The organism is Micromonospora sp. ATLC20, assembly GCF_057196585.1.
Map to the genome: position 1 here is coordinate 71,657 of NZ_JBXUOV010000001.1, position 16,147 is coordinate 87,803.

A 16,147-nucleotide genomic window follows, 5' to 3' on the forward strand; every position below is an offset into this window, starting at 1 on the left:
CGAGTAGAGGCGTACCCGGACAGCTCGTACATCGGTCAGCCCTCGCCTTCCGCGCCGCCGGACATCGCGCGCAGCGATCCGCCGGGTTTAAAGACCGGGACGACGCCGATTCTTAGCAGCTCGTCCATGGTGCGCTCCACGGCCAGTTCCCGGACCTGGATCAGGAAGCGGCGGGTGGTGCGGTACAGGCCGTCGATGTCACCCGGAACTGGCACGAGCAGCCCTTGGTCGGCGAGATAGCGCAGCGCTCGGGCGACCATGCCCCGGGTGCTGTCCGGGGCGACCCGGCCGTCCTTGGTGGACTGACTTTCTGGCCGACGGGCATACGCGCGCCATACCCGTTCGAGCCGGGGCGCGTCGGCCTCTGGGTCGGTCCCGTTCGCGCGTTCGCGCAGGACACGAGCGACCTCGCGGGCCATCGTGTCGACCTCGGCAACCGAGACACGGCCGGTGTACTGGTCGTTGGCAAGGTCGGCTGGGCGGGGGAAGGCCAAAGCCGCGGCGGCGAGGAAAATGACGCCGTGCAGCACCTTCTCGACGTCGCGGCGCTCGCCCGTCCGGGTCTGCCGGGCGTACTGGTCGAGCCGGAGTTCGAAGACCGAGCCGTGCAGCGCCGACAGCACGATGCCCGACTCGGCGTCGACGTCGAGCACCCGCAGGCCCAGCCCTTCGGCGACCGCGGTCACCAGGGCGGCGAACGCGTCGTCGTCCCGGTGCCGGGTTACCAGGCTCCGGTAGGCGGGCTCACGACCGGGCAGCGTTTTCGGGCGGAGGCCGAACGCGACCAGCGAGGCTGCGGCAGTGACGTCGTCAATCACCGTGATGCCTCATCGTCGAGCAGCGCGACCGTACTGAGTAGAAGGTCGTCGCCGTTGACACCGCCCACCCCGGCCGGCGGGAGCGGGCCGCCGGCCGGCAGAGCCAGCAGGACGTGCAGCTGTCCGCGCCGCATCGCCGAGCCGAGCTCGGGCGCGTAGGCGTGCGTTGCGAGCAGGCTGACCAGCGCGGGGAGGTCCTCGTCGAGCTCGGCGGCCTCTACGAGCAGCTCGGACAGCGGCCGCGTGTTTTCTTGCAGGTCGAGCAGGAGGCCCGCCATCTGCCAGTGCTCGTCGGAGAACCGGTCCGTGCTTGTCACCGGGACCAACTCCGGCTCGGGTAGTTCCCGGCCGAGGTCGCCCGGCTCGGGCGGCACCCGCAGCAGGAGGTCGACCAGCGAGCTCAGCGTCACGACGGGCGGCCGGGCGAGGCCCGCCGACGAGCGGAAGTACGACTCGAGGGGGTCGAGGGCGTCGGCGGCCGGGAGGTCCATGATCGGGCGCAGGAGCTGGCCGTGTAGGTCGGCGGCCTCCCGGCGCGGCGGATCGGCGAACAGCTGTCGGTCCTGCTCCGCGCGAAACAGCGCCCGGGCCCGTTGCAGCCGCATCAGCAGCTGGCTGTGCCGGCGCATGCAGTCCTCGACGATGGCGACCAGGTCGGCAGCCTGGCGCTTGTGCCGGGGGTCGGTCGCCTCGTCGCGGGCGTCGGCAATGTGTCGCAGGATCACGTTCTCGTTGGTGAACCGGTCTTGGACGTGGTCGAGCGCAGAGTCGAGCAGCGCGGGGGCGGCCTCGTCCCAGTCCACCGCCCGCACGTCGCGCCGGGTCGCCTCCAGCATGGTGCGCAGTGTCTCGCCGAGCTGGACGGTGCGGTAGCGGGCCTGCTCGGCGGCGAGCTTCGCGTCGGCCAGCCGGCCCCGCCTGATCAGGTTGTCGAGCTTCACCTCGGCGGCGACTTGGGCGGACTCAATGTCGGTGTCGAGCGCGCCGACGAGCACGTTGATCGCTTCGTCGGTGGCCCTCAGGTAGATCTCGCCGCCCGCGCCGGATAGCTCGACGAGGAGCTTGAAGTCGAACCGGCGACGGACGTAGACGCCCACGTCGTCCACCTCGCCATACACGCGCTGGAATCCCCTGTCGACGGTGCCGACGTTGATCAAGCTGTCAAGCACCCACCGGGCAACCCGGCCGTGTTCCTCGTTGGTACGGGCGGGACCCTGCATCGCCACGAGCGGGACCGTGCGGGCGATGATCTGTTCGGCGTCAGCGCCCGCGTCGAAATCCATGGCGATGGTGACCTGGTCGATGACGTGCAATCCGATTTCGGCCATCTGGTAGATCGAGCCGTCGACCCACTCCAGGTGCGACTTGCGGGAATCGAGATCATTCAGCGGTGCCGTGCAGGCTAGCGCCTTCAGCCGGCGGATGAGCCCGTCGTCGGGGACGACGTCGCTGTCCCCGTATTCCCCCATGTGAACCCCCGCGCCCTCCCCGTGAAGATGAATGATAAGGCAACACTTGAGCGCGAGCTGTCCCCTTTCCTGCTCTTTTTTAGTGCGGCTTTCGTCTGTTCTCGACCGGTATTGATCAGAAACAACGGCATTCCGGCCAGCGCTCGCGACAGTGGTCCGGCCACCCGCAAAACCTTCGATGGGGGCTCGCCGCGAACGCTGATGCCTGCGCCGTACAGGGGCAGGGGTCGCCCCAACACTCGGGCGACCTCAGCGGCGAAGACGCTCCGGGCGGGTGGCAGCCCGATCTGGCCAAAGGTGCGCCTGGCGGAACCGTAACCGTGTCGACGAACGGCTGTTGGTCGTCTACCACCAGCGGCACGTTGCTGTCATCGCAGGCGGCTATATCCCCGTCCCCCGCCTCCCGGCCCGCTGACGGCCTCGTTGTCGGAACGAAGCGCTACGCTTCGACGGCCGTCCACGCCGGGTGGTCGAGATCTGAGTTGGCGGGTGTGGAGACATGGAAGAGAACGGGATCTTCACAACCACGGTCAAACGGTTGTGCCGCATCCGATCGGGCACGGTGGAGGACGAGCTGCCGTTCCCTCTCGACGGTGACGGCTTCCTCGATCCGTCCGCCGTTCAAAACGGGCCCGTAGTGGAGTTGGTGCCTGGGGCCCTGGTCGCAACGGAAACCGCGGCAAGAGCAGGGTCCCTCGTCTTGCTAGGTGAGCCCGGCGTGGGCAAAACGACTGAGTTTGCGGCTCTCGTGCGCAACTGGAATCAGCAGCCCACCGCTCTCTCGCCTTCTCCTATCGTCGAGGTGGATGCGGCTGACCTATCGGATGCAACGTTCGATGAGCTGCTAGGCCGTCATCTGCGCCGTCTTCCCGAGCGCCACCTGATGTCGGGTGGCGACACGCCCGTGGTCGGGCTGACCACCGGGCGCACCGCTGCCGACTTGATCGTCGTCATCGACCAGATCGACGAAAGTCCACTGGTTCGGCATCTTGCAGCCAGGCTACGGCTCGCGCTCAGAGGTCGTGACACGTCTCGTGCCCGCTTCATCTTCGGTTGCCGAACCGCCGACTACCCGCCAGACCTGACAAACGTTTTGACATCACACTTTGGCCCATGCATCGTGGCCGACCTAGCGCCATTGACGAGGCAGGAAGCGGTTCGGCTGGCGGCTAGCGCTGATCAGATCGACGGTGAGTCGCTGGTGGCGTCGGCAGTCGCTGCCGGCGCGGGAGTCCTGGCAAGCGTTCCGTTGACGCTCGGGCTCTTGATTCGCACTTACCGACGGACCGGTCATCTGAATGCCCGGCCGACGGAGCTGTTCGCGCTTGGAGTTACTCAACTGCTTAGCGAGCACGACGATGAGCGGCGCACCCAGGACGACGAGTCAACCCTGGATCAGCGGCTTGCTATCGCCGAACGGATCGCCGCGCGCTTGCTTCTGTCCAATCGGCGAACCATATGGCGCGGAGCGGTGCTGGAGTCCGGCGAACAGGACCTTAACGCTGAGTCCATCGCTGGGGGGCAGGAGAGCGTCGACAACGCAGCCTTTGTCGTCACGAAGAGGGCCGTTTCAGCAACGCTGGCGACTGCGCTCTTCACCGGCCGCGGCCGCAACAGGCTGGCCTTCCGTCACGGCTCCTTTGCCGGATTCCTCACCGCACGACATCTCATAGGCCGGGCCGTTCCGGTAATTCAATTGCAGCGGTTGTTCCTGGTTGCCGGCAGCGATGACAGCCGGAGCGTGCCGATTCAGCTACGCGAAGCGGCAGCCTGGCTAGTCACTCTCGACCCGAGCCATGCCCAGTGGCTGGCGGACGCGGATCCGGAAAGCCTGGTGGCGCACAGCTCGATTGTCGACTCACCGGAGGTCCGGTCGCTGGTCGTTGATGCGTTGCTACGCCGTGCCGGCGAGGTCGAGCTGGGGGATGTCCCATGGGCCCGCGCACCTCGCCGCCTTAAACATCCCGGACTCGGCGCTCAGCTACTTACAGTCCTGAACGAGGCAGGCGATCGCGAGCCCCAGGACTGGCCCTCACTTGCGCGGCTGCGGTTGGCGGTCCGTCTAGCCCGAGAGGCGGGGGTCCCGGAACTGGTCGGCCCGCTGCTCGACTTGGCGGCGAAGGACGGATGGAGTAGTCACCTACGTCTTCTGGCGGCTATGACAGCGTTTGAGACGAGTCCCACAGATGCCGCGCCGCAACTGGCGCAGGTTGCCAGCAGCCTCGTGGACGCCAGCTACGCCTCACGGGTCGATCCAGACGACGAGCTACGGGGGGCACTGCTAGACATGCTGTGGCCCGCTTACATCTCTGTTGAGGACGTGCTCCAACACCTTCGACCTCGGCGAAACCGCAACCTCGTCGGCTCCTACCTGGGCTTTGAGATGCGCTTCGCATCAGAGCTGTCGGAAGAGGACCTGCCTGCCGTACTCGAGTGGGCTATCGGGCAGCTCCACAACGGTCGCAGCCCCTCCGAACTGCGATCCTCGACGGCGGATGTACAAGGAAGCGACGAAGAGCCTCCTGACGAACGTCCGGTCGGCCGGTTGGACATTGAACTCATTGACGGGATCGTAGAGCGGGCATTATCCGGTGACGGTGCCTTAAGCCGAGCGCGCGAGGTTGCTCTGATCTTGCGACCGCGACTTGAGCGGTTCGACCATCCACCGTTACCCACAGCGGTAGATGCTGAGGACGAGGATGGCCGAGAGCCACCACGCTTCCGCGACCTCCGTCATGCCCTCGCGCACTCGTTGGTCGAGTTAGCGGCGACCACCGATACGTTCGATCGCGCCAAGATCTGGGCGATTGCTGACGGCTGGGGCACGAGAGACCGCTCCTGGCGCGTCCGAAAACCCGTTCTTCCTGACGGGCTGCGTCGAGCCAACCGTGGCTACCTTCTAACGGGTGCCGACTTTCCATGGGCATACGAGCGGGCGTCCGAGGCACTAGGTGTCGGCAACAGAATTCTTGCGGAAGCGCTTGCACAGGTGGCTGGCTACCTCTTCGACCTATCCGATGCCGCATCGGGCGAACTTGCCTACTCGAACCCGGACCATCCAGTCTGGCCACACGTCAAATGGTGGTTTGAGCCCGTCCCGCTTGACAGCGACCTCGCGAATCTGTGGCGACAGGCCCACGGCAGGAGGCGGGATCGAGTAGATGATGGTTTGCCGTCAGTCGAGCGAGAGGAATTTGTCGCAAAGCTCAACCAACTGCTTGCCGATGCCGCAGCCGGCAATGTCGACGCCTTTTGGCGCCTGGCCTGGCAGCTTCAGGCCGATCCCAACAGTGGCGAGGGGACACTCCGTCTCGATGACGACATCCTAGACTTCCCCGGTCTAGCCGCACTCGATGGGAGCGGGGTGGACGTGCTGATCGAAGCAGCGGTCCATTTCATCGCCAACGAGCACGACCACTCGGACGAATGGCTCGGCACCAACCGATACGACAAGCGTGGATGGGCCGGGTATCTGGCGCTGGCACTCCTCGAAAGGAAAGACCGCCTTTCGGAAGTGCCGAACGCAGCCTGGTCGTCCTGGGCAGGGGCGCTGATTTGGTTCCACACCGTGCCCAGCAACGCCGGTGATAGGGAAATCAAGTTGAGACTCCTGTCGCGAGCCGTCGAGCACTCGGCGTCACAGCTCGCAGCGGCGGTCGACGCTTATGTGCGTGGGGAACTGATGCAGGGACATCTGGCATCTGAGACGGAACTTGTAGACCCGGCATGGCACGTTGAACTGGCCGACACGTTTGCGGCACTACTCACCGAACTTGCTGACGCTATCACCCGAACGAGAGGAGACGACGGACCAAGCGACGCCGCGGGTCAGCAAGCCCCTCACCCGGCACCCGACGAGCCGCCCAACGGCCGGAAGGCGGACCAGGCCGCGCTTTCGCTTACGACGGACGAGAGTCGAACGCATGCCCTGCAACGGTGGGAGGAGATGCTCGTCGCTCTCTTACAAGCACAGGACCAGCGAGCAGTCGACACCGCACACCATGCGCTGGAGGCAGATGTCTCAAGCGGATGGCAACGGCAGCTCGCGGCGCGAGCAGCCAGAGCGCTGCTCACCGTGGATTCTCACCAGTACCTCGCCACCGTGCTATCGGCCGTAGGCAAAGATGCTGCCCTAGGTCGGGACGTAGCTCTGTGCCTCGGCGCCAGCTACAGCGACTTTCTCGCTGACCTAGAGGAAGAACAACTGGCGGAGCTTTATCGGTGGCTTTCGGGACTATTTCCGCCCGAAGATGACGTCCCCATCGAAGGAGTACACTTCGTTGGCCCCGAGGAACAAACTCGGGAGTGGCGGGATCGCGTCCTTCAGAGCATCAGCAGCCGCGGCAGCGAGCAAGCCTTGCGCGCGCTCACAAAGCTTCGCGACGAGTACCCCAGCCGCGTCATCATAACCTCTCATATTCTTCGGGCTCGGACCAACCTATTCGCTTCGGCCTGGTCCCCACCGACCCCCGTCGAACTGGCAGCGTTGTTTGAGGACGCCAACCGGCGACTTGTTCGGTCCGAACGCGAATTGGCCGATCTGCTTGTGGAGGTCCTCGAAGCCATCGGCAACGATCTGCCGACGCACGGAGAATTGTTGTGGGACCGCTTACCCGCACGCGTTCTGCCCAAGTCATACCAACTGAAGGAAGCCTGGCTCCCGAAACCCGAACCTGCACTCTCGGCGTACATCTCACACGAACTCACCAAGAGGCTCGAGCGGCGCGGATTAGCTGTCAACCGCGAAGTCCTAGTCCGCCCAACTGACGCCTACGGTGCTGGAGACCGCACTGACATCCAGATCGAGGCGACAATGCGCGACGATCCGGTGAAAGGACCAACGCCGGACCGCATCGTTGTCGTCATCGAGGTGAAGGGACCTTGGAATAGAGAGTTGCTGAGCGCTCAGCAGCAGCAACTAGCCCAGCGCTACCTTCCGGAAGCCGGCACACGAACTGGCATCTATCTCGTGGGCTGGTATCCGCTCGAACAATGGACCTACAAGGGTGACTACCGCAGGAGGCGCGTCGCGCAACTCAGCGAGCATGCCCTTCTCGCGAGCCTCGAAACGCAGGCGGCCAGCATCACCCGATTGGACGCGCTCACCGTACCATTCCTGCTGACAATACCTAGACCTCACCGCAATAGTGACGGCACCTGACTCGATTTCCATTAGTTGATTCGTACCGCAGGGCGCCGCCGCCTGCCCGTCCTGCTGGTTGATCGGTGGGTTGCGGCGCCGGTGTGTATTGGCAAGTGGGATGAGGCCGGTCAGGCACTGCGCGCGTAGCCGGCGAAGCGGTCTTCGGCTTCGTCGAGGATCAGCGGCACGTCGTACACCGACAGATCCGGCCTGGGCCGCGCGTACCGCACCCGGTGGCGCCACCGGTGGTGCTCGTACGCCGTGTCCACCTGAATCTCAGCCACCACGGTCGCCTCGACCTGCGCGTAGTTCAGCCGCTCAGGCCGCTCGAACTGGCCCGACCAGGCAGCCGGGTAACGGATCGGGCCAGGGGTGTGTGGATGACAACACGGCGCTCGGTCGGACGTGGCGGGGAAAGCAGTCTCGCCAGCTGCTGGCGCTGCGGCGTGGCCAGCGGATGCGTGCGGCCGGTGTGCCGGCAGCCGGCCGCGCCGGTCGAATCGGCCGAGGAGAAGCTTCTCGGGGTTGCGGATGCTGCTAGGCGAGAGAACTGGTCGAGGTGACCCTGTCACTATGTTGATTACCACGATGCTGGTCGTTCCGTCAGCTGCTCGGCTGTGGGCTTCAGCTCTGTGGGGCGGCGACAACCGCGACTCTATGCTCATCCTTCGCGACGAACTGCTGCTGGCGCCAAGATTGGGGCCCGCCATGCTGATCCGGCAGAGCGACGATGATGGCGTCAGGAGTCACGGTTGCCGGCGCGCGGCGCGGGCGGCAGCTATACGCGCCTGGTAGATTGCCCAGCCTTTTCTGAACATCGCCGCCTCGATAGCATCCGGGCGCACGGCCGCTTGGTTAGTGGACTCAGTTCTGGCATGGTTGTGGGCGAATTCGAGCCACCGCTGGTATTGATCTGGGCCCCAAGGGCCGCGTTCCGTAATGTCCCAGTGTTCGACTTCCTTCAAAGCTATGGCAACGAACTGGTCGAGGATCAGCGCGCGACCAGGTTGTGCGTCGGGCCGGGCATCCGCGAAGTACAGCAGCTTGGTGTAGAACGAGGGCCCGAGGTAGGGAAGCTTCTGCTCGCCGCCCAGGGCCAGCATCTCGTACGCCTTCGCCGGTCCCTGATCACGAAGGACGGTCAAAGCCTTAACGAGCTTGGCCGTGGTGGACTCAGTCGTGTTCTTAGTGAAGACCTGAGCTCGACGACCGACGAGGAATGCTCGGTCGCCGGTGCCCCAGGCGTAGCTGCCGACCAGCAGTCGCCCGACGTCGTCTGGACCGCCATTCGCTGCGGTGAGGAGGTCGCTACGCGTGATATGTCGGTACTGCCGACCCCTGTTGGCCTCGGGCAGGTCGGATAGCCATGCCGTCCACCCTTCGGCGGGGACGCGTTGCTGCCACCAGCGTGGACGAAAGTCGAACCCGTGTGTGAGAACCTCACCAGGGGTCCAGAACGCGTCGACGCCAAGTCGGTCTCTGAGCCCCATCGTCGTCTCCTGCCCGGTGTGGGCAGACTGTACCGGCGGGCATCGACCGGAAACGACCCATGCTGCGTAAGCCCGGCCCAGGACGCCGAACTAGAAGGACTCTTATACCACGGTACTCGGACTTCTCCACTCGGGCCGTAAGGCGTTGGCCGCGAGGTATGGGGCCAGTCGTCCGTCCGCTCGCCGGGGCCGCGCCGCGCTCGGCGTGCTCCTGAGGACGGCCAACAGAGCACCGGTTTCCTAAGACCGTCATCTATGCATGTCGGTAGGCCGACTGCCTGCGATTCAGCCGTTCATTACCTCTGTTTGTTGGTCGCATTGGATAGCTGCTGCGCTCCGTTGCTGGCGGTTACAGTAGCAAACCGGCCGCCTCTGTTGCTTTTTGTGTCAACTTTCTCGATTCTAAATCCTCGTCACGGCATTTTGCGACTTGACGTAGCGAGGATGCTGTCCGGGGAAGCACGTGCGATCCTCGCCCAACCCGCTCCTTTACGCCGCACGCCGAGTTACGCCTGGGCACCGGAGTCGGAAGTGGGCGCAAACGCGTTGCCAGGCTGATGCGCCAGGCCGGGCTGCAGGGCTTCTGCCGGCGCTGCCGTCAGGGCTGCAAGGTGCGCGAGTTGGACGCGTGAGTGGATGCCGAGCTTCCGGTAGACGCGGGTGAGGTTTGCTTCGACTGTTTTGACACTGATGGTGAGGGCGGTGGCGATGTCGCGGTTGGTCGCTCCGCTGGCGGCGAGCTCGACGCAGCGCTGTTCGGCGGAGGTGAGGCAGGGGAGCGTACTGCTGTGCGCGGGGACGGGCTCCAGTTGGTGGAGGGTGCGGGTGGCGGCTTCGATCCAGGGGTGTGCCTGGTGCGTGCTGAAGAGGTCGGCGGCGCTCTGCGCCGCGGTGCGGGCGCTGGCGCGTCGGCGTCCGCGTCGTTCGGTGTGGCTGAGGGCCAGGAGGGTTCGACCGTGTTCGATGGGCAGGTGGCGGAGGTGGTCGGCTGCTGCGGTGAGGAGGTCGGCGGCCGCATCGTAGTTGCCCAGGGTGGCTTCCAGGAGTGCCTGGGAGCGGTCGAGCACGGGGAGGACGCAGCTTCTATCTAGATCAGTCGCGGTGCGACGGGTATCGGTCAGCAGTTTGCGGGCTTGGTCGAGGTAGCCGAGGGAGATGAGGGCTTGGGCGAGGTCGGCGTGCCAGCGCAGGACGGACGGGTCGCGGACCTGCTGGCGCTTCTCAAGCGTACGGACCTCTTCCAGCGCCTCCAGGGCTTCTTTCGGACGCCCGGTGACCAGGAGAAGATGTCCGAGGACGAAGAGGTTTCGGGAGAGGAAGACTTTGTTGTCCTCCCGGCGGGAGGTGTCCGCCCCGCGGCGTGCGTGAGCGAGGGCGGAGTCGGTGCACGAGGCGGTGCCCTCGACCAGGGCGGAGGTGTAGCACGTTGGTGCGGGGTCCAAGGCGGCTCTGTCGGTAAGCGACAGGGCGCGGCCGGCGTAGTCGAGGGCCAGTCCGCACCGTCCGGCGCGGATCTCGACTTCGGCGAGGCTGCGCAGGACATCCACGGTGGCTTCGGCGTCTCCGGTCCGCTCGGCTTCGACGAGCAGAGGCAGCAGTGCGCTGCGGGCTTCGTCCAGACGGTCGTCGAAGATGGCGTGCCGGGCGGAGAGCTGTTCGGGCCTGGCGTTGACGGGGATGTGAGTGCTGCGTGGCAGGGACAGGGCGTGGCCGAGCGTGGTCTCGGCTTGGGGGCGGCCGAGGATGCGTTGGATGCGGGCCTGCATCGTGAGGGCCATGGCGGTGGTGGCGGTGTCGCCAGCGCTCCGGGCGAGGCTGGCGGCCCGGGCAGCCTGGGCGCACGCCCGGTCGGGATCGCCGTTGACGTTGGCCCAGATCGCCTGGCGGACGAGGATCTGCGCGGTCAGGTCCGGATGTCCGGCCGCTTCGTGAAGTGCGTCGGCGAACAGCTTGTCGCCGTTGTACAGGTGCTGTCCGCCTGAGTCGATCAGGGCGATGAGGGCGTTGACGCGGTTGGCGGGGCTGCTGTCGTGGTTCAGGACGAGGCGGACGGCAGCCTGGCCGCGGGGCAGGTCGCCGTTGTGGGCGGCGTCGCGTACGGCGGTCAGCGCCCGTTCGGTGAGCAGGTCGGCGTCGGTCTCCGGGGTACGTTCGGCGGCGAGCAGGGAGAGCTCGGCCGCTAGTGCGGGTTCTCCGCGCAGCCGGGCGCGGGCGGCGGCGCGGTCGGCGCAGTCGGCCGACTGCGGGTCGTTGGTGTCGGCCGCCAGCGTGGTGTGACGGTCGCGGCGGATGCTGTCGCGGCTGGCTTCGGCCAGGCGGGCGTGCAGGAGCCTGCGTGTGGCGACCGGCGGTCGGGCCGCGAGTTCGGCACCGATCGCGGCGGCGGCGAACCGGATCTTCCCGTCGACCTGCCCGATGTTGATCAGTCCGGCTGCCTCGGCCTCTGCGAGAAGGTTTTCGGCGGGCGGGCCGGCGAGGCGGCTCAGCAGTTCGCGGTCGGGCCGGTCGTCGAGTGCGGCGACCGTCAACAGTTCCTGAACTTCGGCCGACACAGTGCCCAGCCATTCGTTCACCAGTCGGCGGGCGGCCGGCGGCAGGACCAGGTCGTCTACGAGACCCTGAGCGGCCGGCAGGTCGGTGGCGCGGCTGCGGGCCCCGGCGAATGCGAGGGCTAGGGCCGGGTTCCCTCCGCTGCGGATGTGGGTCTGCGTGACCTCGTAGGGGGTTAGCCGGTACGGCGACAGCAGGGTTGCGACCTGATCGGGTGTCAGCGCCGGGATGCGTACCGCACAGGGGTCCTCGCCGCACCAGTGGCCTTCGCTCCCCGGGCGCCAGATTCGCTCTGCGGCTATGACGGGAAGGTCGGGAGCCAGGCGCAGTGCCCAACGCAAGACGGCCGCGCTGGCCGTATCCAGCCACTGGGCGTTGTCCACCACCAGTGTCAGAGGCGGGGTGTCCAGCAGCAGGGTGGCGGTCAACCGGCGCAGCCGTAGAGCGGTCCCGGCGGGATCGGCAGAGCCCGGCACTCCGACGGCCTTGTCGATTCCGGTCGCGAGTTCCCGCGCGGCCGGCAGCGGTTGGAGGGCCAGTGCGAGTTCGAGCAGTCCGGTGTAGGGGACCTGGGCGTCCTGTGGGCTCGGAGCCAGCCTTAGGACAGGCATGCCCAGCTGCTGCCCGAGTACACCGGCCGCAGCGGTCTTGCCGATCCCGGGCGGACCGAACAGCACCACCCGACGGGCGCCGCGCACGACGCCCGGTACCACCGGCAGCATGGTGCCGGTGGCCCCCTGATGCGCATTCACTGCCGTCGCAGAATCTGGCACCGGATCATAGTGCGCCCGACGGTCCTTCGCGCACCAGAGCAAGGGGTTGCCCTGATTTCGGCCAGCCTCCGCCGTTCCTAGTGTCATCGCCAAAGCCGAGCTGTCACCGGTTGCCGGAGATCCCATCAACACGGGCCCTGCTGCCACACCCCTCAACCCATCTCGGCGGGAGGATTGCGATGTATCGAAGAACTGCCATGGCGGCCGCTGTCGCGGTTGCGCTTACCCTGGGCACCGTGACCGGGGTGGCCACCCAGTCGACCGCAGCCACCCCGCCCCCTACACCCACGGTTGCGCAGAGCCCGCTGTCGCTGGCGATCTCTGCAGCCGACCGCGCTGCCGACGGCGGTCACGACGCGCTGGCGAAAGGCCCCTTCGAGCAGTACGACCGTCGCATGGTGATCCCGTGGGTGGACGGCCTGTTCTCCATTGCCTACGAGCGCACCTACCGGGGCCTGCCGGTGGTCGGCGGCGACGCCGCCGTACTCGCCGACGGCCGGGGCGCCATCCGGGCGATCTCGGCCGCCACCAAGACGAAGATCAACGTCTCCGTCGTGCCGACGGTCGCCGCCGACCGCGCCGAGCAGACCGCCAAGGGCCTGCTCACCAAGGTCGACCAGGTCGAGTCGCGCACCCTCGTGGTGCACGTCAAGGACAGCACCGCGCGACTCGCGTGGGAGGTCGTCGTCGCCGGGCGCACCGCCTCGGCGCCCAGCCACCTGCATGTCTTCGTGGACGCGCGCAACGGCCAGGTGCTGGCCAAGCAGGAGGACGCCGCGGCCGGTTCCGGCACCGGCAAGTGGAACGGGCCCAGCCCACTGTCGATCACCACGTCGCAGTCGGGCAGCACGTACTACCTGCGCGACACCACGCGCACCGGCCTGAACTGCCAGGACTACAGCACCAGCACCGTCTTCTCCGGCGCCGACGACAGCTGGGGCAACGGAGTGGGCACAAGCAAGGAGACCGGCTGCGTCGACGCACTGTACTCGGCGCAGAAGGAATGGGACATGCTGTCGGCCTGGCTGGGCCGCAACGGGCACAACGGCAACGGCGGCAGCTGGCCGATCAAGGTCGGCCTGAACGAGCAGAACGCCTACTGGGACGGCTCGACGATCACGATCGGCAAGAACTCGGCAGGCAACTGGATCTCCTCGATGGATGTGGTGGGTCACGAGTTCGGCCACGGCATGGACCAGAACACCCCCGGCGGCACCAGCTCCGAAGCCGGCCTCGGCGAAGCCACCGGCGACATCTTCGGCGCCCTGACCGAGGCATACGCCAACCAGTCCAGCGCCTACGACGAACCCGACTACCTGGTCGGTGAGGAGATCGACCTCGTCGGCGACGGCCCGATCCGCAACATGTACAACCCCTCGCTGGTCGGCGGCCACCCGAACTGCTACTCCTCGTCGATCCCGAACACGGAGGTACACGCGGCCGCAGGTCCGCTCAACCACTGGTTCTACCTGCTCGCCGAGGGCAGCGCGCCGGGCGGCGGCAAGCCGAACAGCCCCATCTGCTCGGGCGGCCCGTCGTCGGTCACCGGCGTGGGCATCCAGTCCGCCGGAAAGATCTTCTACGGCGGCATGCTGCTGAAGACCTCCGGCATGACCCACAAGAAGTACCGCACCGCGACCCTGACCGCCGCGAAGAACCTGGACTCCTCGTGCGTCCTGTTCAACCGGACCAAGGACGCGTGGAACGCGGTCGCGGTCCCGGCCCAGACCGGCGACCCGACCTGCACCGGTTCCAGCACCGACTTCTCCGTCTCGGTCAGCCCCACCTCGGGCAGCGTCAACGCGGGCTCCTCGGTCACCGCGACGGTCAACACCGCGACCGTCTCCGGCAGCGCGCAGACCGTGTCGCTGACCTCCTCGGGTGCCCCGTCGGGGGTCACCGTGTCGTTCAGCCCGACGTCGGTGACGTCGGGCAACAGCTCCACGATGACGGTGGCGACCACCTCCAGTGCGGCTGCGGGCACGTACACCATCACCGTGACCGGCACCGGTTCGATCACCCACACCGCGCAGTACACGCTCACGGTCAACGGCGGCACCCCCGGTGGCACCGCGCCGGACATCGACGTCGCCAACGTGCAGGCGCACCTGACACAGCTCAGCACCATCGCCACCAACAACGGCGGCACCCGCCGCTCGACCGGCCAGGGCTACCTGCAGTCGGTGGCGTACGTCAAGGGCAAGCTGCAGGCCGCCGGCTTCACCGTCACCGAGCAGCCCTGCACCTCCGGCTGCACCAGCGGTGCAGGCCCGAACCTGATCGCCGAGTGGCCGGGCGGTAACGCGAGCAACGTCTACATGTTCGGCGCCCACCTGGACGGCGTCTCGGTCGGTCCGGGCATCAACGACAACGGCTCCGGCTCGGCGGCGCTGCTCGAGGTCGCCCTCGCGCTGGCCGCGCAGAACCCGACCATGCTGAACAAGGTCCGCTTCGGCTGGTGGACCGACGAGGAACAGGGCCTCAACGGCTCCAAGTTCTACGTCAACTCGCTGACCAGTACCCAGCGAACGGCGATCAAGGCCTACTACAACTTCGACATGATCGCGTCGAAGAACGGCGGCTACTTCATCAACAACATCACCTCGACCGCGTCGCAGCCGATGAAGGCGTACTGGGACTCCCTCAGCCTGCAGCCGGAGGAGAACGTCGAGGGCCAGGGCCGTTCCGACGACTACTCGTTCCAGAACGCGGGCATCCCGACCTCCGGTTACGCGATGGGCGCCAGCGCCACCAAGACGTCGGCCCAGGCGTCGAAGTGGGGCGGCACGGCCGGTCAGTCCTACGACTCCTGCTACCACTCCTCGTGCGACACCCTCAGCAACATCGACGCCACCGCGCTGAACCGGGCTGCCGACGGCATCGCCTACACGCTGTGGAACCGGGCGGTCGGCACCTCGACGCCGACCAACGACTTCTCGATCTCGGCCAGCCCCTCGTCGGGCACCGTGAACGCGGGGTCCAGCACCACGACCACCGTCGGCACCGCCACCACCTCGGGCAGCGCCCAGACGGTGACCCTGACCGCCAGCGGCGCCCCCACGGGCGTAACGGTCTCGTTCAGCCCGTCGTCGGTCACCTCCGGCAGCTCGTCGACCGCCACCATCGCGGTCGGCTCGTCGGTGGCCGGCGGCACCTACACCATCACCATCACCGGCACGGGGTCGGTGTCGCACAGCACCACGTACACGCTGACCGTGACCGGCGGACCGGGCGGCTGCACCGCCGCCCAGCTGATCCTCAACGGCGGGTTCGAAAGCGGCACCTCGCCGTGGACCGGCTCCACCGGCGCGATCGGCACCTCTATCGGGCAGGTGCCGCGCAGCGGCACCCGGTACGCGTGGCTCGGCGGATACGGCTACACCGCGACCGAGGCCATCAGCCAGACCGTCACCATCCCGTCGGGCTGCACCAGTGCGGTACTGACCTACTGGCTGCACATCGACACGAACGAGTACGGGGCGCTCGCCTACGACGTGTTCACGATCAAGGCCAACGGCACCACCGTGGCGTCGCTGTCCAACATGAACGCTGCCACGGGCTACACGCAGCGCACCGTCAACCTCGGCGCGTACGCCGGCCAGACGGTCACGCTGACCTTCACCGGCACCGAGGACGCCTACCTGCAGACCAGCTTCGTGCTGGACGACGTGACCCTGCAGATCGGCTGAGTTCAACGGCAGGGTGGGGCGCTCGCCCCACCCTGCCGCAGGTCCTGCGCCCCTGTTCCGCTGCCGGACCGGACCTTAGCCTGAATCCGTGGATTGGATTCTGGGTGCGTTGTCGGGTTGATCTAGCCGATTGGGGGTGTGATGGATCCGCTGGCCCTGGTCTCCGTAGAACGCCAAGTAACCCGGCTCCGCCTTGACCTGGCGAGAGGCGAAGT

At 66.8% G+C, this 16,147-nt stretch carries 7 protein-coding genes and 1 pseudogene; 3 read left to right on the plus strand and 5 right to left on the minus strand.

The features are described from left to right. Nucleotides 1–35: 35 nt before the first annotated feature. Entirely contained in the window at nucleotides 36–818 is a 783-nt protein-coding gene (locus AC2CHG_RS00370) for a hypothetical protein (RefSeq protein WP_219996754.1), read from the minus strand. Then, nucleotides 815–2,287, minus strand: coding sequence for a hypothetical protein (locus AC2CHG_RS00375; protein ID WP_043325499.1), 1,473 nt, complete (start codon nucleotides 2,285–2,287; stop codon nucleotides 815–817). The genes AC2CHG_RS00370 and AC2CHG_RS00375 overlap by 4 nt, the downstream gene beginning before the upstream one ends. Before the next feature lie 499 nt (nucleotides 2,288–2,786). Between AC2CHG_RS00375 and AC2CHG_RS00380 the strand changes: the two genes are divergently transcribed. Continuing rightward, complete coding sequence (locus AC2CHG_RS00380; RefSeq protein WP_140946510.1) at nucleotides 2,787–7,448, plus strand: NACHT domain-containing protein; 4,662 nt, start codon at nucleotides 2,787–2,789, stop codon at nucleotides 7,446–7,448. 110 nt (nucleotides 7,449–7,558) lie between these two features. Here AC2CHG_RS00380 and AC2CHG_RS00385 read toward each other — a convergent pair whose 3' ends face one another. Together AC2CHG_RS00385 and AC2CHG_RS00390 are read right to left on the minus strand one after the other, a co-directional pair. Further along, entirely contained in the window at nucleotides 7,559–7,714 is a 156-nt protein-coding gene (locus AC2CHG_RS00385; protein ID WP_210868716.1) for a hypothetical protein, read from the minus strand. A 462-nt stretch (nucleotides 7,715–8,176) separates the two neighbouring features. After that, nucleotides 8,177–8,920 (minus strand): 8-oxoguanine DNA glycosylase OGG fold protein, encoded by a 744-nt coding sequence (locus tag AC2CHG_RS00390; RefSeq protein ID WP_043325497.1) that lies wholly within the window; start codon nucleotides 8,918–8,920, stop codon nucleotides 8,177–8,179. Nucleotides 8,921–9,432: 512 nt separating this feature from the next. Here AC2CHG_RS00390 and AC2CHG_RS00395 point away from each other — a divergent pair. Next, on the plus strand, nucleotides 9,433–9,552 hold the full coding sequence (locus tag AC2CHG_RS00395) for an IS3 family transposase (RefSeq protein ID WP_223201434.1): 120 nt from the start codon (nucleotides 9,433–9,435) through the stop codon (nucleotides 9,550–9,552). Here AC2CHG_RS00395 and AC2CHG_RS00400 read toward each other — a convergent pair. Then, nucleotides 9,538–12,369: pseudogene (locus AC2CHG_RS00400) on the minus strand (helix-turn-helix transcriptional regulator); the annotation flags it as partial. The gene AC2CHG_RS00395 and the pseudogene AC2CHG_RS00400 sit on opposite strands and share 15 nt — an antisense overlap. Before the next feature lie 71 nt (nucleotides 12,370–12,440). On the opposite strand from AC2CHG_RS00400, the gene AC2CHG_RS00405 reads away from it, so the two are divergent. Next, entirely contained in the window at nucleotides 12,441–15,932 is a 3,492-nt protein-coding gene (locus AC2CHG_RS00405) for a M28 family peptidase (RefSeq protein ID WP_047893052.1), read from the plus strand. Nucleotides 15,933–16,147 lie beyond the last annotated feature (215 nt).

Excerpts from the sequence above, each read along its gene's own strand:
- AC2CHG_RS00390 (WP_043325497.1), bottom strand. The coding sequence starts at position 8,920 with ATGGGGCTCAGAGACCGACTTGGCGTCGACGCGTTCTGGACCCCTGGT.
- AC2CHG_RS00380 (WP_140946510.1), top strand. The coding sequence starts at position 2,787 with ATGGAAGAGAACGGGATCTTCACAACCACGGTCAAACGGTTGTGCCGC.
- AC2CHG_RS00405 (WP_047893052.1), top strand. The coding sequence starts at position 12,441 with ATGGCGGCCGCTGTCGCGGTTGCGCTTACCCTGGGCACCGTGACCGGG.
- AC2CHG_RS00375 (WP_043325499.1), bottom strand. The coding sequence starts at position 2,287 with ATGGGGGAATACGGGGACAGCGACGTCGTCCCCGACGACGGGCTCATC.